The following is a 19,002-nucleotide window of genomic DNA, read 5'->3' as shown; positions in this document are numbered from 1 at the left end:
GTAGTAAAATACAGACTAATAAAAAACCTGCCTATTACAAAAAGGTCCATTATCCGCTTTTCAGAACAATCTGGATGCAAATAGGTGGATCCGCTTTGCTCAAATCAAAAATTAAATCCAAAGGTTCCCGTGATGCCGAAGGGTCGGGCATCAGGATTGTTCAAGTAATTGCCCCTAAAATTGAAATCGATCCGCAATATTTTGAAGATATTGCCCACTCCGAAGGAATATTCCCAATAGATTTGGTCCTCCGGCGCCATCAGCGGTATGTTGGTGGGTGCACTCAGGGCGATGTTCCCCTCGGATAGTTGACCCCATGCCCCCCGCAATCCCACAATCTCCCTTAGGTTGAAGTCCCTTAGGAAAGGGATCCTGGAAAACAATCTTCCATTAAAATTATGCTCCAAGTGCAATGTGGCGTAGGTGTCCGTTACAAATTCGTAAAAATCCAGATTGGGAAAGGTATTGTACAAGGAAAACAGTGTTTGGTTCCCGGGAATAACGCTCAACAGGGCCAGAGGCACCTCTCCAAAAGTTTTTCCAAGCTCCAGACTACTGGTCAATCGGCCAATGCCACCTACTTGCCAAGGTTGTCTGTAGGAAAACTGAAGACGTTGATAGTCAAAATCGCTTTCCAAAAAACCCTCTACACCTTTGGTGTAGTTGAGGACCAACGTACTGTGATCATCATTGATGTTTGCCCTTTCCACACCATAACCTATGGTCCGTTTGCCCGGGGTATAAATCAATGTCGTGTTCAGGTCGAACTGTTTGACCTGTGAAGCAATCCCTGTCGGGCTTTCTTCATCGATGTATTCCAAACTGAATGCTTCGGGCAGGGCGGAACCAAGTGTGCGAAAGGAACCTCCCAAACGTATCCTAAAATTCTTTGCAGGCTCCATTTCAAGATTGAGAGTGGAAAGGTTGATGTTCGTCAAACGATCGTTGGCACCCACGGTGACCAATGATGAAGATGCAATGCTCCTGCCCAATACATCCGAGGTACTGGTCAAACTCAATCCCAATTGTTCAATATCCCTTCTATTGCCCCCTGATAAGATCAATCGGGTTTTCCGATCCAGTAAAAACTTGCCCGAAAAGCCATGCTTGAATTTCTTATCTGAAAAACCGTAGGCCATGTAGCCTTCCAATCGCCACGTGTCATTTTGCCCAAAATAGGTCCTGGCCCCCGCCCGTATCCGGGTCCCTTCGGCATCGTTGAAACCAAAGGTGCTGTAGATGTCACCGATATCGATGTTCCATTTATCGATTTCAATATAACCGGAACCCAAAATACTCACAATGTCGTAATACGTGCGGAACTTGGGGACCGTTTTTAACGTGTCCAACAATTTAAATATACCGGACTCGTCATCGTTAAGGGTTTCCAAACGGGCGTTTTTCCAAAAAACGCTGTCCCTTGAAAACACCCTGGGATCGTAGGGATCGGATTCGGCCTTGTAGAATTCCTCGGGCCTGCTGATGTCGAACGCATAATTATCATACACCGTGGTGCGTTTGCCATAAACCCCCCTGGACTGTTCTTTTTTTGAAAAGCTGAAATCACTGAGCATATAGTCCCTTTTCAAAAGAAAGACAGAGTCGTTCACCACTTCAAAATCCTGTTCAATGTAGATTTCCTTTACCCAATTGATATTGGCACTTTTGGTCACCTGCATGTTGATGTTCTTGATGGCGTACGTGGTATCGTTCACCCAAAAGTCACCCTTGAACGTGAGTTCATTTTTCCGTCTTGGGTAATAAATAATGTTGTAGCACCACTTATTGTCGATATAGGCACTGTCCGAAAGCACATAATTATAGGTATCCACACCGGTTTTGGACAGCGGACTGGTGAAGCTTTTGTCAAAAAACTTCAAATAATTGTCATAAATATCGTAATCGGAATAAAGGTCTTCAACAAATGCGGTGATTGCTTGGTTTCCCTCGAATCCAGAATTCTTGTTTCCGAGCACATCCTCCTTCTCCGCCTCAAGTTGGTTGTCCCCATACACTCTTGAAAAACTTTCGTTCAAGAAGATGGGCAGATAGGTTTTTCCGGTTATCCTGGATGTGTCCAAATTCTCGAACATGAATTCCAAACCTTTGAAGAGTTTGCTCTTTATCAGGGCACTGTCTATGGTGTTCAGGTCAAATTCAATTTTCTCATACTTATCATATTGGTACTGCTTGAATTTTCGAACCCCATTTTCCCGTTTCTTGGCCCATATTTTCTTTAGAATATCGATGGCGGGATTGTTCTTTTTAGACTGTTTACCGGTATAGACGACCACCTCCTGAAGTTGTTCGGCGGACTCCATCAACACAATTTCCATCCCATAGTTCACCTTTTGGGGAAGTTCCAGCTCAATGGTCTCGTATCCTATAAAAGAGACTAAAAGGGTTTGGTAGGTTTCCTCGGACTCTAGATAAAAGCGGCCATTGTCGTTGGTAATGGTGCCATCTGTGGAATTTTTGAAAAATATATTGGCGAAGGCAACCGGGCTGCCCGACTCATCGATAACAATTCCCCCCACCTTGGTTTGGGAGAAAATGGCAAAAAAGGTTAGGAAAAAGAAAACAGTCAGAAATCTTTTCATGATTTGTACGTAGGCAAGAAGAAAACCGATTTTTTGGTTTTCCCGAGCGTTTGGTCCTAATTTGGTTAAAGGGTAATTTCTATCAAAAACTGTTCCTTAAAAAAAGCCTCGTCAACATTAGTAGGCGAGGCTAATATAGTTTACAAATTTATTATGATTAACGATATAACACTTTCTTAACAGCTTTGATGACATCCTCATGATTGGGGAGCCACTCGGCCAAAAGTGTCGGTGAATACGGCGCAGGAGTATCGGCTGTATTCAGTTTTACGATGGGTGCATCCAAATAATCGAACGCTTTGTCCTGAACATGATAGATGATTTCAGTGGCCACATTGCCAAATGGCCAGGCCTCTTCCAAAATTACCATGCGATTGGTCTTTTTGACCGACTTGAGGATGGCATCATGGTCCATGGGTCTAACCGTGCGCAAGTCGATTATCTCACAGCTTATTCCCTCCTTCTCCAACTCATCGGCAGCTTTGTATGCCTCTTTGATGATTTTTCCAAAGGAAATAATGGTTACATCCGTGCCCTCCCTTTTAATTTCCGCAACACCTATCGGAATGGTATACTCGCCCTCGGGCACTTCACCCTTGTCTCCATACATTTGTTCCGATTCCATGAAAATCACTGGGTCGTCATCCCGTATTGCAGACTTCAACAATCCCTTCGCATCAGCCGGATTTGATGGCACCACTACTTTTAAGCCCGGACAGTTGGCATACCAACTCTCAAAAGCCTGGGAATGCGTTGCCGCCAATTGTCCTGCGGAAGCCGTTGGGCCCCTGAAAACAATAGGGCAATTGAACTGTCCTCCGGACATTTGCCTGATCTTGGCAGCATTGTTTATGATCTGGTCTATTCCCACCAGGGAAAAATTGAACGTCATAAATTCAATAATTGGGCGATTTCCGATCATGGCAGAACCGACCCCCACACCGGCAAATCCCAGTTCGGAGATGGGTGTATCAATCACACGTTCAGGGCCAAATTCATCCAACATTCCCTTTGATGCCTTATATGCCCCATTGTATTCTGCAACCTCCTCGCCCATCAAATAAATGGAATCGTCCCTTCGCATTTCTTCCGACATTGCCTCTGCAATGGCTTCCCTGAACTGTAGTGTTTTCATCTATTACGTTACGGTTTTGTCCTGTTCGTTTTAAAACGCAAGCAAAAATAGAAAAAACTGGGACAACATGAGTTTGTAAAAATCCAAATAAAGAGCAAAATTTATTATGCATGCATAATAAATTTCGGATTTTATAGCTATCTTTGATGCGAAAAACGTAAAAATACCATGAAGATATTAGTTTGCATCAGCAACGTACCGGACACCACTTCCAAAATCAACTTTACGGAAGGGGATACCAAATTTGATACAAACGGAGTACAATTTGTGATCAACCCCAACGATGAATTTGGTCTCACACGCGCTATGTGGTTCAAAGAAAAACAAGGTGCGGTAGTGCATGTGGCCACCGTGGGCGGACCACAGACCGAACCCACCATACGCAAGGCCCTTGCCATTGGTGCCGATGAAGCCATTAGGGTAGATGCCGAGCCCACGGATGGTTTTTTCGTGGCGCGACAATTGGCCGAAGTGGTCAAAAATGGCGGTTATGACCTTATTATAGGTGGACGTGAATCCATTGATTATAATGGTGGGATGGTCCCAGGGATATTGGCCACGCTGCTCGACATGAATTTTGTAAACACCTGCATAGGCCTGGAAGTCGATGGCTCCAATGCCACCGCCATTCGCGAAATTGATGGCGGCAAGGAAAAAATAAGCACCTCACTCCCCCTGGTCATAGGCGGACAAAAAGGATTGGTGGAGGAAAGCGATCTGCGCATTCCCAACATGAGGGGTATCATGATGGCCCGACAAAAAAAGTTGAACGTGGTCGATCCCGTTGACGCACCAATGCGCACCAACGACAAAAAATTTGAAAAACCTGCCCCAAAAGGTCCCGTTAAACTAGTGGAAGCTGACAATGTAGCCGGACTGGTCGACCTTTTGCACAACGAGGCCAAAGTCATTTAAAACATCAAAAACCAAATTGCATTTGGAATTTGGAATCAAAAAATTTGTAAAGAATCATGCCAGTATTAGTCTATACCGAATCTGATAAAGGAAAATTCAAAAAGAACGCCTTTGAAGTGGCCTCCTATGCCCACAAAGTGGCCCAAGATCTTGGGGATACCGTTACAGCGGTCACCATAAACAATGAAGAAAATGAGACATTGGGCAACTATGGTGTTTCCAAGGTATTGAAGGTTTCAAATGAAAAATTGAACCCCTTCAATGCAAAGGCCTATGCCAATGTCCTGGCCCAAGCGGCAGAAGCCGAAGGAGCCAAAGTAATCATTTTGAGTTCCAGCGCGGATACAAAATTCCTGGCTCCCATACTCACTACCAAACGCAATGGGGGTTATGTGCCCAATGTAGTGGCGGCACCGGTGAGCACTTCGCCCTTCGTTGTAAAAAGAACGGCGTTCAGTAATAAAGGTTTTGCCCATACCGAAATCACCTCCGAGACCAAAATCATAGGGGTTTCCAACAACGCATTCGGTGCGGTGGAAAACAGCACATCAGTCAATGTGGGAGATTTTGCCCCCTCTTTGGGTGATGGTGATTTCACTACCAAATCTGTAGAGGTGGACAAAGTAATGGGCAAGGTGACCATTGCCGATGCCGATATCGTTGTTTCAGGTGGACGTGGCCTTAAGGGTCCCGAAAATTGGGGCATGATCGAGGAATTGGCCAAAGTTCTCGGCGCAGCCACCGCTTGCTCCAAACCCGTGTCGGATCTAGGATGGAGACCACACAGTGAACATGTGGGCCAAACAGGGAAGCCCGTGGCAAGTAATCTTTACATAGCTATAGGCATTTCCGGGGCCATACAACATTTGGCCGGAGTAAGTGCATCCAAAACCAAAGTGGTCATCAACAATGATCCAGAAGCTCCTTTCTTCAAGGCAGCGGATTATGGCATTGTAGGCGACGCCTTTGAAGTGGTGCCCAAACTGATTGAAAAATTAAAGGAATTTAAGGTCCAAAACGGGTAAATTTTGTTAATTTGCCCACTGCAAGGGGCTGTTCAGATAACTGGCAAAGCCACTTATTTGAATGGCCTTTTTGGGTTTTAGGAGGAGAATATGAGCTTAGTACGGTTAAAAATAAAGGGGATATCATATAGTCAGACTCAAAATGGCGCATATGCCCTTATTTTGAATGAGGTGGAGGGTGACCGAAAACTTCCCATTGTCATCGGTGCTTTTGAGGCACAATCCATTGCCATAGCACTGGAAAAAGAAATCAAACCCCCACGACCGCTCACCCATGATCTTTTCAAAAATTTCGCCGACCGGTTCCAGATTGTGGTCAAACAGGTGATCATACATAAATTGGTGGATGGGGTGTTTTATTCCAGCATCATTTGTGAAAGGGACAAGGTTGAGGAAATCATCGATGCGCGAACCAGCGATGCCATAGCATTGGCCCTTCGCTTTGAGGCACCCATCTTCACCTACAAGACCATTTTGGACAAGGCAGGGATTTTCCTAAAATTTTCATCCAAGGAAAAAGACGAGAACGAGGATGATGACAGCATTGTGGTCGATGAAATCCTTCAAGAAGGTGAAGCGGTGGAGATTGAGTCCGGCACCTCTACCCATGGTTTTCGTGAAATGTCCATGGAAGAACTCCATGCGGAACTAAAAAAGGCCGTAGCCAACGAAGATTATGAAAAGGCCGCCAAGCTCCGCGACGAAATTTCCAAGCGCAAATAAACCAAATACATGGGGAAAAAGACTATAAGTTTGCTGCTGCTCCTGTTTGTATGTGCCATTGCTCTCAGTCAAAACAACATAGCCACCGACACCCTCACCACCGTCATCAACACCGCAGGTATTGACCAGCCTGTAATTCAGGAAATAGATGAAGTCGTTCCCAACCAGGGCTTTTCCTTCAATAGTTTGGCAAGGGGCGCTTTGGGGATGGGTGTGCTTGTGTTCATCGCCTTTTTGTTCAGTTCCAACCGAAGGGCCATCAATTGGAGAACCGTTGGCATTGGGCTGGGCATTCAATTGCTTTTGGCCATTGGCATATTGAAAGTTCCTTTCATCAGGGAATTCTTTACCATTTTGGGGAAGCTGTTCAATGAGATATTGAACTTTACCATAGCCGGCAGCCAGTTTTTGTTGGGAGAAAATCTGTTGGACATTAACAACCCCAGCGTGGGTTATGTCTTTGCCTTTCAAATTTTGCCTACCATCATTTTCTTTTCTGCCTTGACCTCCGTGCTCTTTTACCTTGGGATCATTCAAAAAATAGTGCGGGCCCTTGCGTGGCTTTTAACAAAATCCTTGGGGATATCCGGACCGGAAAGTCTTAGTGTGGCCGGCAATATTTTCTTGGGACAGACCGAATCCCCCCTTATGATCAAGGCCTATCTGGAAAAAATGACAAAGTCCGAGATACTTCTGGTGATGATCGGTGGCATGGCCACCGTGGCTGGAGGGGTCTTGGCCGCCTACATCGGTTTTTTGGGCGGTAACGATGAACAATTGCGCCTGGAATTTGCCCGACATTTGATCGCAGCCTCCGTAATGGCGGCTCCAGGGGCCATTGTCATTTCAAAAATCCTGTATCCGCAAACGGAACCCGTTGACACCGAGGTAAAAGTATCCACCGAAAAAATTGGCTCCAATTTACTGGATGCCATTGCCAACGGCACCACAGAAGGACTAAAACTGGCCGTGAACGTGGGTGCCATGCTTTTGGTTTTTGTAGCCTTTATCGCTATGATCAATGGTATTTTGGGGTGGGTGGGCGACCTTACCAGCTTCAACGACTGGATTGCAGCCAACTCCCCATACGAGAGTTTCTCCCTGGAATCCATTCTTGGGACGGTTTTTGCTCCGCTGATGTGGTTGATTGGGGTTTCCAACGAGGACATCATGCTAATGGGGCAATTGCTGGGGGTAAAATTGGCGGCCAGTGAATTTATCGGGTATATTCAACTCGCAGAATTGAAAAACATGGCAAACAGCCTGCATTTTACCTATAATAAATCGGTGATCATGGCCACTTACATGCTCTGCGGTTTTGCCAATTTTGCGTCCATAGGCATCCAGATCGGCGGAATCGGCTCTTTGGCCCCTGGTCAGCGCAAGACCCTTTCCGAGTTCGGCATGAAAGCCGTTTTGGGCGGTTCCTTGGCTTCATTGCTTTCCGCGACCATTGCCGGGATGATTTTGGGATAGTAGAATGAAAGTTGAAGGGCGAAGGCTGTAGTAAATTTTCACAAATAGATTTTGTGCTTTTTTTGCAGATCAGTTCGGGTTCGGCCTATGAATTGGATACCTTCTTGATTCTATATGGTGATTTGGAATTTTTCCAAGCAAAAGAACTGGAGGCATTGCTAAAAAAGTCCAATTACTTTAAAAGAGAATCTCCCCTTTAATAAAATACAACACCCAAACCCTTCAACCCTTCACCCTTGCACCACAAACCATCGTTGATAAAATATAATAACATGTTGTTATAAGGTATTGCCCTTTATCCTTTTACATTATACTTTTACCTCACTATGAAACAATACCACGACCTCCTCAAGCACGTTTTGGAGCACGGCAATAAAAAAGCCGACCGCACCGGAACTGGAACCATAAGCGTTTTTGGCTATCAGATGCGGTTTGACCTCGATGAGGGATTTCCCATGGTGACCACCAAGAAACTGCACTTGAAATCCATTATCCACGAATTGCTATGGTTTTTGAAAGGGGACACCAACATCAAATACTTGCAGGAAAACGGGGTGCGTATATGGAACGAATGGGCCAATGAAAACGGGGACCTGGGACCGGTTTATGGACACCAGTGGCGCAACTGGAACAGCGAGGAGATTGACCAGATAAAACAAATTGTACACAGTTTAAAGCATAACCCCGATAGCCGAAGAATGTTGGTCTCGGCGTGGAACCCCAGCGTACTGCCAGACACCTCAAAATCTTTTTCAGAAAACGTGGCCAATGGCAAGGCGGCCCTCCCCCCCTGCCATGCCTTTTTCCAGTTTTATGTGGCCGATGGCAAACTTTCCTGCCAATTGTACCAACGCAGTGCCGACATTTTTTTGGGCGTTCCCTTTAACATTGCCTCCTATGCGCTGTTAACGCTTATGATGGCCCAGGTCTGCGGGTACCAACCCGGGGAGTTTATCCACACCTTTGGTGACGCCCATATCTACACCAACCATTTTGAGCAGGTGGAGCTACAATTGAGCCGTGACCCTCGACCCTTGCCCACCATGCGACTGAATCCAGAGGTTATGGATATTTTTGACTTTACCTTTGACGATTTTGAACTGCTCAACTATGACCCACACCCAGCGATACGCGCGGCAGTGGCGGTGTAAAGAAGCTAAAACTTATCACATTTATTCCTATTTTGGGGGTATATAGATGTATTTTACATCTATATAAACAAGTTGTGGTGCATTTAAGAAAAACATTGAGAATATAATTAATGGCAGGATTAGGATTTATTTTTATCATATTACCAATTTCAGTAATCCTGTTTTTATTATGGATTTTTACTCAAAAAAAGTTTTTCGGAATTGCATTAATTGGAATGTGGTGCGGAATGATATTATTATGGATTTTGTCCGCAATACTTCAGCCGTTTTACTCGAAAAAAGTACTTGATAAATCGGATTTTTATGGAGAATATATAGTGGACCGAAATTATTTTTCTGGAAAACAAGCGGACTGGCAATACAATAACTTCCGATTTGAAATAAAAGAAAATGACTCAATATATTTTTACGTTACAGACGGAAAAATCATTAACGAAACGTATAAAGGAAAAATATCGACTCTTGCGCCATACAAATCTGCAAGACTTGTAATTGAAATGGAAAAACCAACTCATCACATATTAACAACTAATCCAACAATTTACCGTGAAGTTTGGGACTTTTTTATGGTGTTTAATTCACCGAAATTTCATAATATGTATTTCCGAAAAGGAGAATGGAAAAAGATTGAATAGAAGAATAAAACGAAAATAAAAAACGACACCACAACATTGGCTATAAGTAATTGCTTGTTCACGCCTACTTCTGAAAATCCTCACGGATTTTCAGTTTGGTGTGTACTTGCAAAGTTGAGTGCTAAACCACGCAACTACTCATAGCCGAGACCGTTGTGTGCAATTTGAGCAATGAAAAATGAAATCAAAATCTATATTGGAATTACAATTCTGTTGGTGGCAGATTTAATTCTGTATTTGACAAACGGAATTTCATTTGCTGGAAATATAATTGACCGTTTAATATTTTGGATTTGGTTCATTGGAACATTTTACATTGTTTTCAAATATGTAAGAAAAAAGTGGGCGAAAATTTACGGAATGACTTTAGTTGGACTTACAGTATTGAGCTTCTTTCCAATGGGAGCTCCAATTTTGACAATTACTGCATTTGCAATAACAAACGAAAACTCACAAAAAATTGACAATGAAATAAGAATATTTGAAACAGCAAAAAGCGTAATTGGCAGACCATACATTTCTGTTGTCAGAAACTACTGGATTTTTGAAAAAGAAGTTGGCGGAATGGATTATGACTTCGAAATAAATGATGAATATTACAATCTGAAAGATTCTAAATCAATAAAAAGATTACCTGATTCGGAAGACGGAAAAGTTCGGTTGGAATTTGAATTTGAAAATGGAAAAATAATAAAAACTGCACACAACAATGTATAACCGCAATTACGGCGGATTCGACTGCGTCCGAATCCACTCGGAATTGCTAACGTCTGTGTCAAACCGAAAATTAACGCATATTAACCCGTAACTTACGGTTATACGAGACCGTTACCCACAAGTAAAAATACCTAAGATATAAACCAATGAACAGATGAGTAATAGATTTACTTTCTTTGTCGGAATGCTTGGAGTTAGTCTTTTTGTTGTTTCTTCAATCGTAGGTGGAATTCTAATTGAAAATTATAGCTTAACAAGTCAATATATAAGTGAAACCTATGCAATTGACACGGAGTACGGTGAAATTTTACGAATCTTTGGATATATCCCCAGTGGAATTCTTCTTACTATTTTTTGTTTTCTTGGACCTAAATATTTTCAGCCATCTAAGCTAACAAAAATCGGATTTTATGGACTGGGAATATTTTACGGTTTGGCCACAGTAATTGTTGCAATCTTCCCTTGTGACAGTGGTTGTAACAAAGATTTTATTGATCCAAGTATTTCCCAAGTAATACACAATCTTACAGGGGTATTGACCTATATATTTGTTCCTATTAGCATTATCATTATTGGTATTGGCTTGAAACAACTACAGAATTATAATAGATTATCCATACAAGCAATCACTTATGGAATAATAAGCATCCTGTTCATCTCTTTGTTAATCTCTGGTACGAATCCTGAATATATTGGCCTATATCAGCGAATTATAGAGACAGTATTTATTATTTGGATAGTAACTTGTGCCATTACGATAAAGAATATAATACCATCAGGTAACACTTTATAAAATGCTTTAAAACGCATTTTATACTGACCGTTGTAAAAAAACAATACATGATCAAAGGCCTTTATGAAACACATTTGTTTGTGGAGAACCTTCAACGCTCCATAGACTTTTACGGAAAGGTCCTTGGCCTAAAACAATGCCATTATGAAGCGGAGCGCAGGGTTGCCTTTTTTTGGATTGGAAAAGACAAGCAGTTTATGCTCGGACTTTGGGAAAAACCCAAAGTAGAAATAGATGTAAGGCATTTTGCATTCAAATGTGAGCCCGATTGGATTTTAAACGAATCGGTAAATTTTCTAAAATCCCGGAACTTGAAATGCAGGAACTTCCTTAATGATGGAACCGAGCGACCCATGGTATTCGCATGGATGCCGGCCATAGCCATCTATTTTGACGACCCCGATGGGCACTCCCTAGAATTTATCGGAATTTTGGATGGAGAAGGAAAACCAGAAAACGGGATAATTTCCTATGAACGCTGGTTGGAACTGGAAAAGAGCTAGATGCCTGTCCACTAAAAAGAGCATAAGCATCTTTAAAACCTTTAGCCCATAAAATCGTTTGCTTGCCATAAAGCCTCAGCGATTCAAGAATTAATTGGCTGACAAAAAGAAGATGGGCGATAGGATACTTGGTACGGCATCAGCGAAGGGACAAAATTGGAATGGGCCGGAATACAGACTTTGTGGGCTTTGAAGGTTTTGATAACTATCGGAGCATTGAAAAATAAAAACCTCACACAACAATTTCAACCACAATGGTAGCAGATCCAACTTCGCATGGGAGCAACTCGGAGTTTCTACCCCCAGTAAACCGAAAATTAGTAATTTAAAACCGGTAACTGACGGTGATTTTAAACCGCTGGCAACGTATCAAATCATGACAGCAAAACTCTATAGAATAATTTTCCCAGTAGCCGATATTGAAAAAGCTGCGGCATTCTACTCACAAGTTCTGGCTGAAAAAGGAATTCGGGTTTCCCCTGGACGACACTATTTTGACATTGGGGGAACCATCCTAGCTTGCTATGACCCAAAATCCGATGGAGACGCCCAAACGGAATGGAAATTTCACGAAAATCAATATATCTATATTTCAGTACCCGATCTGCAGGGTGTCCACAATAAAATGGGAAATCTGGGGTGCCAATTCCTTGGCGAAATTGAACATATGCCCTGGGGTGAAACACTATTCTACGCAAACGACCCTTTTGGAAACCCAATTTGCTTTGTTGATGCAAAAACAGTTTTTACCGGAAATTGATTTCGATTGATTGCCAGGGCTATCTGTGATCGTGCGTACCAACGAATTTCCAGAAATCCTTTCCATTATTGGCCCGTGTGGGCTAACAATTTCAGGTTGGGATCCATCCTTATGTCCAAGGTCCCATTGCATCAAACCCGAACTCATTCTCCTTTAAAAGCTTTAAAAGATTTATAGTATCTTGAACTTGCAAACCAATATGCGATAAAACCAACCGCGCCTTATGACCAAAGAGACACTTTTTACCACCCGCATTGCCCTGATTGTGGCTTTGGGTGGTTTTTTGATGGGGTTTGATGCCTCCGTGATTTCCGGGGTGAACAAATTCGTGCAAATAGACTTCAATCTCACCGATTTGGAACTTGGTTTTTCAGTCAGTTCCCTGACCATTGTCGCGGCCCTGGCCATGATGTTTTCCGGGCCATTGAGTGACCGTTTTGGAAGAAGGGTAGTGCTAAAGATTTGCGCCATTGTCTTCTTTATATCCGCAGTAGGATCGGCCTTGGCTCCCAACTTTGCACTTTTCTTGATTTTCAGGATGCTTGGAGGTATCGGCGTAGGGGCTTCGCTGATTCTGGCCCCAATGTACATTGCTGAAATTGCGCCTCCCAAACAGCGCGGGAAATTGGTTTCCTTCAACCAGTTGAATATAGTTCTCGGTATCACCATTGCATTTTTTAGTAATTACTTCATCCTTTCCCTGGGAGATTCGGACCTGGGTTGGGTAAAGTCACTGGGGATTGCCGAAAACAACTGGCGCTGGATGCTGGGAGTTGAAGCATTTCCAGCCGTCCTATACCTTTTTGGTCTCATGACCGTGCCTAGAAGCCCACGCTGGCTTATCATGAAATCACGATTGGACGAGGCCAAACTGGTCCTGTGTAAGTTTTGTTCTCCCGAGCAAGCCGAAAAAGACCTTATAGCAGTTACAGAATCCTTGAAAAGCACAGCCAATCAGGAAAAAACCCGAATTGCGGAATTGTTCAAACCTGCCATGCGCTTGGTGATCACCATCGGTTTGGTGGTCGGTATCTTGCAGCAGATCACGGGCATCAATTCGGTCTTTTTCTATGCGCCCATGATCTTTGAGCAATCGGGAATCGGTACCGATGCCTCTTTTATCCAAGCCATTCTGGTGGGGGTGACCAATTTGGTCTTTACCATTTTGGCCATGCTCTTGATTGATAGATTGGGAAGAAAGCCCTTATTAGCCTTCGGAGTTGGTGGAATAGCCGTGTTCATGGCCTTGCTGGCCTATGGATTCAGTGCGGCCAACTATACCCTCACCCAGGATAAGATTGACCAACTTTCGGACGCAAAACTAAGGACAGAGGTCTCCATGTTGGCAGGAAAATCATTTAAAAATGATGTACAATACAAAAACGAAATAAAGGCATTGCTCGGAAATGAAAGGGCAAAGCAATATGAATCGGAATTGATTACCGCTGCTATAGACATGAATCCCTCTTTGATCCTTATCGGGATCATCGGTTTTGTGGCCTGTTTTGCCATTTCACTGGGGCCCGTAATGTGGGTTCTGTTTTCGGAACTTTTCCCACTAAAAGTCAGGGGAATAGCCATCTCCTTTGTCGGGTTTGTAAATTCAGCCGTTTCAGCCGGGGTACAGTTTATTTTCCCTTGGGAATTGTCCAATATTGGCAGCGCCTGGACATTCTTGATCTACGGATTGTTTGCATTGGTAGGGCTTGTTTTCATCATCCGTGTGATTCCGGAGACTAAAGGAAAATCCTTGGAAGAATTGGAAGCGCAATTGGTGAAATCCTAATACAATCGTATAGGTTTTTCAACAAGATTCCGTTTTATTTCCTATCCCAATTGAAAGCGATAAATTCGCAAAAAATTGTAACAAGACATGGACCCTCTCGTCTAGGAGAAAACCATTTAAAACAACCATGAAGCACTATTTTTCAGCCTTTTTATTCTTAATTGTATCATCTATTACCTTTAGTCAATCCCCCAGTAAATTTTCCAAGGAGGACATTTCAGCGGATTTTGAATATCTCTACAGCTCCTTGGATGAAGCACATTATGACCTCTTTGCCTATACTCCAAAACAAGAGTTTGACACTGCCTTCAACATGTTGAAAAAGTCCATATCACAAGACAGCTTGACTTTATTGGAAACCACGAATTTATTTCAGAAACTGATCTCCAAATCCAATAATGGACACACCAATATCGATTTTCCAATCCAATCCTACATACAATATGCCCAATCCGGTGGAACCCTCTTCCCGTTTGAAGTTGCTTTTGAATATGATAGGGCTTTGGTCAGAAAAAATTGGTCAGAAAACGACTCAATCAAAATAGGTGCTGAGGTAGTTGGCATCAATGGGGTGCCAATGCCGGAAATTCTGTCACAAATCTATCCACAGATTTCTGCAGAACGTCCCTATTTCAAAAACACTAAAATTGAAATGTATTCTTTCCCTAGATTGTATTGGCAGGTGTTCGGAAAGCAAGATGTCTTTGAGGTCGATATTCGTACTGATGGAGAAATACAACAGTATACGCTCAAGGCGATTGGCCTGATCGAAGATTTTGAAATGAAACGCGAAGAAGTGCTCAACGCCTCCATGCAACTGAAGTTTTTTGAGAATGCAGCTTATCTGAACCCAGGAAACTTTTCTGGGGATGAAGCAAAGTATCAACGTTTCATCGATTCCGCTTTTGTTGAAATCAACCAAAAAAAGATGCAGAACCTTATCATTGATCTGAGGAACAATGGTGGAGGGGATGATTCTTTCAGTGATTATATGGTTGCCTATTTTGCAGACAAACCGTTTAAATGGAACTCCAGTTTCACCCTTAAGACCAGTCAATTTTTAAAAGATCATGTGCAGAAAAAATATGATACCACGCAGCCCTTCTGGAAATCGGTAGTATCCCACGAAAATGGTGAAATCTACGATTATCCGTTTGAGGCCCATCAACCGCAACCGGAAGAAAAACGTTTTCATGGTCAGGTGTATGTTTTGGCAAACCGGCAATCCCATTCCCAGTCGGCGGTGACCGCTGCCCAGATCCAGGATTATGGATTTGGGACTATTGTTGGGGAAGAAACAGGGGACTATCCGTCATTATATGCCTCTATTTTTCAATACCAATTGCCCAATACGAGAATTTCGGTCAACGTTTCCAAAGGAAAAATAGTTCGAGTTAATGGCAGCACGCAAGAGGAAGGTGTAATTCCTGATATCTTCATCAAAGATTATTTGCTGGACGAGGAAGACGAGGTTTTGGATGGTCTTTTGGAAAAAATCAACAACAAAAGCTAACCTTTCATAGAGCCTTATGCCGCTAAAAACCAACAAGGATTTGTGTCTGTACTACCTGGAAAAATATGCCGCAAAAGACCTTACAGCAATGGAAGATCTATTTTCGGACGGCATTGTCCTCCGTGATTGGAAAATCCGGGTGGTTGGAAAACAGGAAGCGCTAAGGGAAACCAAGAAAAACTTTGAAGCCGCTGCATCCATTGAAATTGATGTGCTATCCACCTACGAAAATGAGGACACGGTGGCCGCTGAATTGAAAATTACGGTTGACGGGAAAGAGGAACTCTTTGTGGTCGATGTGATAACATTCAATTCCACTGGAAAAATCACCTCGATAAGAGCGTATTTGGGACGTGGGGATTCTTAAGCCTAGCATTATGAAATTAATGGACTTAACGGAGGCGAAGCAATGTTTAGTGGTTTTCCCTTATTTTTAAAACAGAACCAATAAATAAAAAAGCCATGAAAACAATGACATGTGAACAATTGGGAGGCGCCTGTGATAAAAAATTTCAAGCTGAAACCTTTGAGGAAATTGCCGAATTGAGCAAGAAACATGGAATGGATATGTTTCAAAAAGGAGATCAGGCACACCTCGCGGCAATGGAGAAAATGAGGCAATTGATGAATTCACCCGAATTGATGCAAGAATGGTTTGAGAACAAAAGAAAGGAGTTTGAAGCACTTCCCGAAGTTTAGAAAGTCAGATAAGGGCCAACAAAAAATTATTTGCCAAATGTAACAAATGTAGTATTCGGTCATCTTTTTAAAAAACAACGAAACTTTACCAATGAAAACAAGATTGACCAAAGCCCTATCCATTTTGCTTGTCACAACCAGCGTGGCAATTACGGCTCAGCAAACCGAAAAGAACCCCAATACCAAGGAAGCTTTGCTTATTGGCACATTCCATTACCACAACCCGGGAGCTGATGTGGCAAAAACCAAAAGTTTTGACATATTATCTGAAAAATCCCAAATGGAGCTGGAAGCCATTACTGAAAAGATCAAGGATTTTAAACCAGACCAAATTTTTGTGGAATGGCCTTATGACCAACAGAAAGAACTGGATTCTTTGTACCAAATATATTTAAGCGGCACCTATTTCAACAATGATAGTCTTTCCGGTTTTTATTTGAAAAATGAAATTTTTCAATTGGCCTTTCGGGCCGCTAAAAAGTCAGGGCTAAAGTCAATAAAAGCCGTGGATTATAGAAATACCGTGTTCCCTTTTGATAGCTTGATGACCGTTGTGGCCACCTCCGGACAAACCGATTTACAAAATGTAATCCTAAAGGGAATCGAGAGTTTTAGCAAGGATTTTGACGAGAAAGTTGAGCAAGGCATTTCCTTATTAGATCTTACTTATCATCTTAACTCAGAGCAAGATCGTGAGGTAAGCAACCTATTCCATACCCAAATACCGCTTTTGGTCGGGGGCTCGGACAACTTCATCGGTCCATATCTGGCCTCGGAATGGTATCGCCGAAATCTGTACATGTGGTCTTTGGTCCAAAAGGGAACCCATACCGATGACCGACGGATAATGGTACTTATGGGTGCCAGCCATATTGCGCTAATCAAAGATTTTGTGGACAGTAACGCGAATTGGTCCACCAAAGAGTTAAAGGAAATTATGCAATTTCAATAAAACCAGCATAATCAATGTGTAAAAAAAGCACCCAAGCAAAGCTTCGGGTGCTTTTTTAATGACCTTCTTAGAAAATACTAGCTAATCTTCTTTTTCATTATTCCCGGGTCACCATTATAGAGTTTGACAACGCATAAAAGCCTTCAAAATCCGATACATTTTTACCAGGCGCCAAATTCGTAAGGCCTTCTTCATAGGTTAAATGCCAAATTAGGCACACCCCCACTCCGGCGGCATCGAAATTTACGCCTTCTACAGCCTCAAGGGTCGGGGGAAGTCCCAAAATATTGTTTTGGTCATCGGTGATCACAAATGTTTGCTTGCTTCCTGTCAAATCGGAGTCATCCAATGCAATACCACTGACCATATCGGCGAATCCGTCAACCGCAAAGGTGAAAGGCCCGCCGGACAACATCCCAGCATTCAATCCATTTCGGCTGACCATTATCGAATTGGAAAGTGCATAAAAACCGTCTAAATCAGCAACATTGGACCCGGCCATCAATCCTTCCAGGCCTGGTTCATATGTGATGTGCCAAATTAAGCATACGCCAACACCAGCCTCATCAAAGTCCACCCCTTCCACTGCCTCCAGAGTCGGTGGAAGGCCCAAAATGTTGTTTTGGTCATCGGTGATTATCCATCCTTGGGATGTACCGCTTATATTGGTATTGTCCAATATGATTCCGCTGACCATGTCCGGGTGTCCATCAACTGTAAAAATAAATGGTCCCCCGGAAATAGTTCCTGCGTTCAGCGCATTTCGATTTACTGTAATTGCGTTGGATAGTGCATAGGTTCCGCCAAAATCCGAAACATTCATCCCCGGTTCAAGTCCTGTTAAATCATCTTCATAGGTCAAGTGCCAAATTAGGCATGTGCCCGGTCCGGCTTCATCAAAATTTACCCCTTCTACCGCTTCCAGGGTTGGTGGAATACCCAAAATGTTGTTCAAATCATCCGTGATAAGATAGGTCTGATTGCTTCCATTCAAGTTGGAGTTATCCAAAGTGATTCCACTTACCATATCAGGATTTCCATCGACAGAGAAGTCAAATGGACCGCCTAGCAGCATACCCGCACTCAGGGCGTTTCGATTAACCGTCAATGAATTTGATAGGTCGTAAGTTCCAGAAAAACTGCTCGTGTTGGCTCCAACATCCAGCCCTAAAAAATCATCCTCGAAGACCAAATGCCATATCAGACAAACGCCTGGTCCAGCTTCATCAAAATTTACTCCTTCCACTGCGGCCAAAGTTGGTGGAATACCCAAAATGTTCCCAGCATCATCCGTAATTACAAACGTTTGTTCGCTACCAACCAAATTACTGGCATCTAAACCAATTCCGCTTACCATATCGGGATTTCCATCCACTACAAATGTGAAGGGGCCACCAGAAAGGGTCCCGGCATCCAAAACGAGCGGTTGGCCATTGTCGTCCTCCGAACAAGAAGTGAGAAAAATACCCAACCCCAAAACAAATAATAAAGATTTTAAGTTGTTCATTGTGTGTTTTTAAAATTACACTACAAATGAAGAAGGAAGTTGTTACGGAAGTATCACGTAAAAATCAACTTTCATTACATGTTGATTATCAATTTTTTACATCAAAAAACTT

Annotated in this window: 19 protein-coding genes; 16 read left to right on the top strand and 3 right to left on the bottom strand. The window is 42.8% G+C overall.

What is annotated here, in order from left to right; genetic code table 11:
• Positions 1–104 precede the first annotated feature (104 nt).
• Both K7G75_RS05930 and K7G75_RS05925 read right to left on the bottom strand, forming a co-directional pair.
• Positions 105–2,600: a DUF5686 and carboxypeptidase-like regulatory domain-containing protein gene (locus K7G75_RS05930; RefSeq protein ID WP_222983294.1), complete on the bottom strand. Its 2,496-nt coding sequence runs from the start codon at positions 2,598–2,600 to the stop codon at positions 105–107.
• A 157-nt stretch (positions 2,601–2,757) separates the two neighbouring features.
• A complete protein-coding gene (locus K7G75_RS05925) occupies positions 2,758–3,735 on the bottom strand; it encodes a pyruvate dehydrogenase complex E1 component subunit beta (RefSeq protein ID WP_222983293.1) in 978 nt (325 codons plus the stop codon).
• Between the two features lie 168 nt (positions 3,736–3,903).
• Between K7G75_RS05925 and K7G75_RS05920 the strand changes: the two genes are divergently transcribed.
• The 16 genes from K7G75_RS05920 to K7G75_RS05845 all read left to right on the top strand — a co-directional run bounded on the left by K7G75_RS05920 (position 3,904) and on the right by K7G75_RS05845 (position 17,383).
• Entirely contained in the window at positions 3,904–4,650 is a 747-nt protein-coding gene (locus K7G75_RS05920; RefSeq protein ID WP_222983292.1) for an electron transfer flavoprotein subunit beta/FixA family protein, read from the top strand.
• Positions 4,651–4,706: 56 nt separating this feature from the next.
• Positions 4,707–5,675, top strand: coding sequence for an electron transfer flavoprotein subunit alpha/FixB family protein (locus tag K7G75_RS05915; RefSeq protein ID WP_222983291.1), 969 nt, complete (start codon positions 4,707–4,709; stop codon positions 5,673–5,675).
• A 90-nt stretch (positions 5,676–5,765) separates the two neighbouring features.
• Positions 5,766–6,398 carry a bifunctional nuclease family protein gene (locus K7G75_RS05910; RefSeq protein ID WP_222983290.1) on the top strand — a complete coding sequence of 211 codons (633 nt, stop codon included), beginning with the start codon at positions 5,766–5,768 and terminating at the stop codon, positions 6,396–6,398.
• A gap of 9 nt (positions 6,399–6,407) precedes the next feature.
• Positions 6,408–7,874, top strand: a complete 1,467-nt coding sequence (locus K7G75_RS05905; protein WP_222983289.1) for a NupC/NupG family nucleoside CNT transporter — start codon at positions 6,408–6,410, stop codon at positions 7,872–7,874.
• 11 nt (positions 7,875–7,885) lie between these two features.
• Positions 7,886–8,074 carry a four helix bundle protein gene (locus K7G75_RS14860; RefSeq protein WP_417950271.1) on the top strand — a complete coding sequence of 63 codons (189 nt, stop codon included), beginning with the start codon at positions 7,886–7,888 and terminating at the stop codon, positions 8,072–8,074.
• Between the two features lie 126 nt (positions 8,075–8,200).
• Positions 8,201–9,025 (top strand): thymidylate synthase, encoded by an 825-nt coding sequence (locus tag K7G75_RS05895; protein WP_222983287.1) that lies wholly within the window; start codon positions 8,201–8,203, stop codon positions 9,023–9,025.
• 110 nt (positions 9,026–9,135) lie between these two features.
• A complete protein-coding gene (locus tag K7G75_RS05890) occupies positions 9,136–9,660 on the top strand; it encodes a hypothetical protein (RefSeq protein ID WP_222983286.1) in 525 nt (174 codons plus the stop codon).
• 171 nt (positions 9,661–9,831) lie between these two features.
• The gene (locus K7G75_RS05885) at positions 9,832–10,377 is read left to right on the top strand and encodes a hypothetical protein (protein WP_222983285.1); all 546 of its coding nucleotides are present in this window, start codon (positions 9,832–9,834) and stop codon (positions 10,375–10,377) included.
• A 154-nt stretch (positions 10,378–10,531) separates the two neighbouring features.
• Positions 10,532–11,170, top strand: a complete 639-nt coding sequence (locus K7G75_RS05880; RefSeq protein WP_222983284.1) for a DUF998 domain-containing protein — start codon at positions 10,532–10,534, stop codon at positions 11,168–11,170.
• Between the two features lie 47 nt (positions 11,171–11,217).
• Entirely contained in the window at positions 11,218–11,673 is a 456-nt protein-coding gene (locus K7G75_RS05875) for a VOC family protein (protein ID WP_222983283.1), read from the top strand.
• 376 nt (positions 11,674–12,049) lie between these two features.
• Positions 12,050–12,433, top strand: a complete 384-nt coding sequence (locus K7G75_RS05870; protein WP_222983282.1) for a VOC family protein — start codon at positions 12,050–12,052, stop codon at positions 12,431–12,433.
• Positions 12,434–12,656: 223 nt separating this feature from the next.
• On the top strand, positions 12,657–14,219 hold the full coding sequence (locus K7G75_RS05865; RefSeq protein WP_222983281.1) for a sugar porter family MFS transporter: 1,563 nt from the start codon (positions 12,657–12,659) through the stop codon (positions 14,217–14,219).
• A 127-nt stretch (positions 14,220–14,346) separates the two neighbouring features.
• The gene (locus K7G75_RS05860; protein WP_222983280.1) at positions 14,347–15,732 is read left to right on the top strand and encodes a S41 family peptidase; all 1,386 of its coding nucleotides are present in this window, start codon (positions 14,347–14,349) and stop codon (positions 15,730–15,732) included.
• Positions 15,733–15,748: 16 nt separating this feature from the next.
• Entirely contained in the window at positions 15,749–16,099 is a 351-nt protein-coding gene (locus K7G75_RS05855; protein WP_222983279.1) for a nuclear transport factor 2 family protein, read from the top strand.
• Positions 16,100–16,194: 95 nt separating this feature from the next.
• Positions 16,195–16,431, top strand: a complete 237-nt coding sequence (locus K7G75_RS05850) for a DUF1059 domain-containing protein (RefSeq protein WP_222983278.1) — start codon at positions 16,195–16,197, stop codon at positions 16,429–16,431.
• Positions 16,432–16,522: 91 nt separating this feature from the next.
• On the top strand, positions 16,523–17,383 hold the full coding sequence (locus K7G75_RS05845; RefSeq protein WP_222983277.1) for a DUF5694 domain-containing protein: 861 nt from the start codon (positions 16,523–16,525) through the stop codon (positions 17,381–17,383).
• Between the two features lie 97 nt (positions 17,384–17,480).
• On the opposite strand, the gene K7G75_RS05840 is transcribed toward K7G75_RS05845, so the two are convergent.
• Complete coding sequence (locus tag K7G75_RS05840; RefSeq protein WP_222983276.1) at positions 17,481–18,890, bottom strand: hypothetical protein; 1,410 nt, start codon at positions 18,888–18,890, stop codon at positions 17,481–17,483.
• Between the last annotated feature and the right edge of the window lie 112 nt (positions 18,891–19,002).

The sequence above is a fragment of the Flagellimonas meishanensis genome, from assembly GCF_019880545.1.
Lineage (GTDB): Bacteria > Bacteroidota > Bacteroidia > Flavobacteriales > Flavobacteriaceae > Flagellimonas > Flagellimonas meishanensis.
This window is presented reverse-complemented; position numbering and strand designations above follow the sequence as displayed.

What these genes read in the sequence shown, in the direction of transcription:
- K7G75_RS05930 (WP_222983294.1), bottom strand. Translation starts at nt 2,600, where the DNA reads ATGAAAAGATTTCTGACTGTTTTCTTTTTCCTAACCTTTTTTGCCATT.
- K7G75_RS05925 (WP_222983293.1), bottom strand. Translation starts at nt 3,735, where the DNA reads ATGAAAACACTACAGTTCAGGGAAGCCATTGCAGAGGCAATGTCGGAA.
- K7G75_RS05920 (WP_222983292.1), top strand. Translation starts at nt 3,904, where the DNA reads ATGAAGATATTAGTTTGCATCAGCAACGTACCGGACACCACTTCCAAA.
- K7G75_RS05915 (WP_222983291.1), top strand. Translation starts at nt 4,707, where the DNA reads ATGCCAGTATTAGTCTATACCGAATCTGATAAAGGAAAATTCAAAAAG.
- K7G75_RS05910 (WP_222983290.1), top strand. Translation starts at nt 5,766, where the DNA reads ATGAGCTTAGTACGGTTAAAAATAAAGGGGATATCATATAGTCAGACT.
- K7G75_RS05905 (WP_222983289.1), top strand. Translation starts at nt 6,408, where the DNA reads ATGGGGAAAAAGACTATAAGTTTGCTGCTGCTCCTGTTTGTATGTGCC.
- K7G75_RS05895 (WP_222983287.1), top strand. Translation starts at nt 8,201, where the DNA reads ATGAAACAATACCACGACCTCCTCAAGCACGTTTTGGAGCACGGCAAT.
- K7G75_RS05890 (WP_222983286.1), top strand. Translation starts at nt 9,136, where the DNA reads ATGGCAGGATTAGGATTTATTTTTATCATATTACCAATTTCAGTAATC.
- K7G75_RS05885 (WP_222983285.1), top strand. Translation starts at nt 9,832, where the DNA reads ATGAAAAATGAAATCAAAATCTATATTGGAATTACAATTCTGTTGGTG.
- K7G75_RS05880 (WP_222983284.1), top strand. Translation starts at nt 10,532, where the DNA reads ATGAGTAATAGATTTACTTTCTTTGTCGGAATGCTTGGAGTTAGTCTT.
- K7G75_RS05875 (WP_222983283.1), top strand. Translation starts at nt 11,218, where the DNA reads ATGATCAAAGGCCTTTATGAAACACATTTGTTTGTGGAGAACCTTCAA.
- K7G75_RS05870 (WP_222983282.1), top strand. Translation starts at nt 12,050, where the DNA reads ATGACAGCAAAACTCTATAGAATAATTTTCCCAGTAGCCGATATTGAA.
- K7G75_RS05865 (WP_222983281.1), top strand. Translation starts at nt 12,657, where the DNA reads ATGACCAAAGAGACACTTTTTACCACCCGCATTGCCCTGATTGTGGCT.
- K7G75_RS05860 (WP_222983280.1), top strand. Translation starts at nt 14,347, where the DNA reads ATGAAGCACTATTTTTCAGCCTTTTTATTCTTAATTGTATCATCTATT.
- K7G75_RS05855 (WP_222983279.1), top strand. Translation starts at nt 15,749, where the DNA reads ATGCCGCTAAAAACCAACAAGGATTTGTGTCTGTACTACCTGGAAAAA.
- K7G75_RS05850 (WP_222983278.1), top strand. Translation starts at nt 16,195, where the DNA reads ATGAAAACAATGACATGTGAACAATTGGGAGGCGCCTGTGATAAAAAA.
- K7G75_RS05845 (WP_222983277.1), top strand. Translation starts at nt 16,523, where the DNA reads ATGAAAACAAGATTGACCAAAGCCCTATCCATTTTGCTTGTCACAACC.
- K7G75_RS05840 (WP_222983276.1), bottom strand. Translation starts at nt 18,890, where the DNA reads ATGAACAACTTAAAATCTTTATTATTTGTTTTGGGGTTGGGTATTTTT.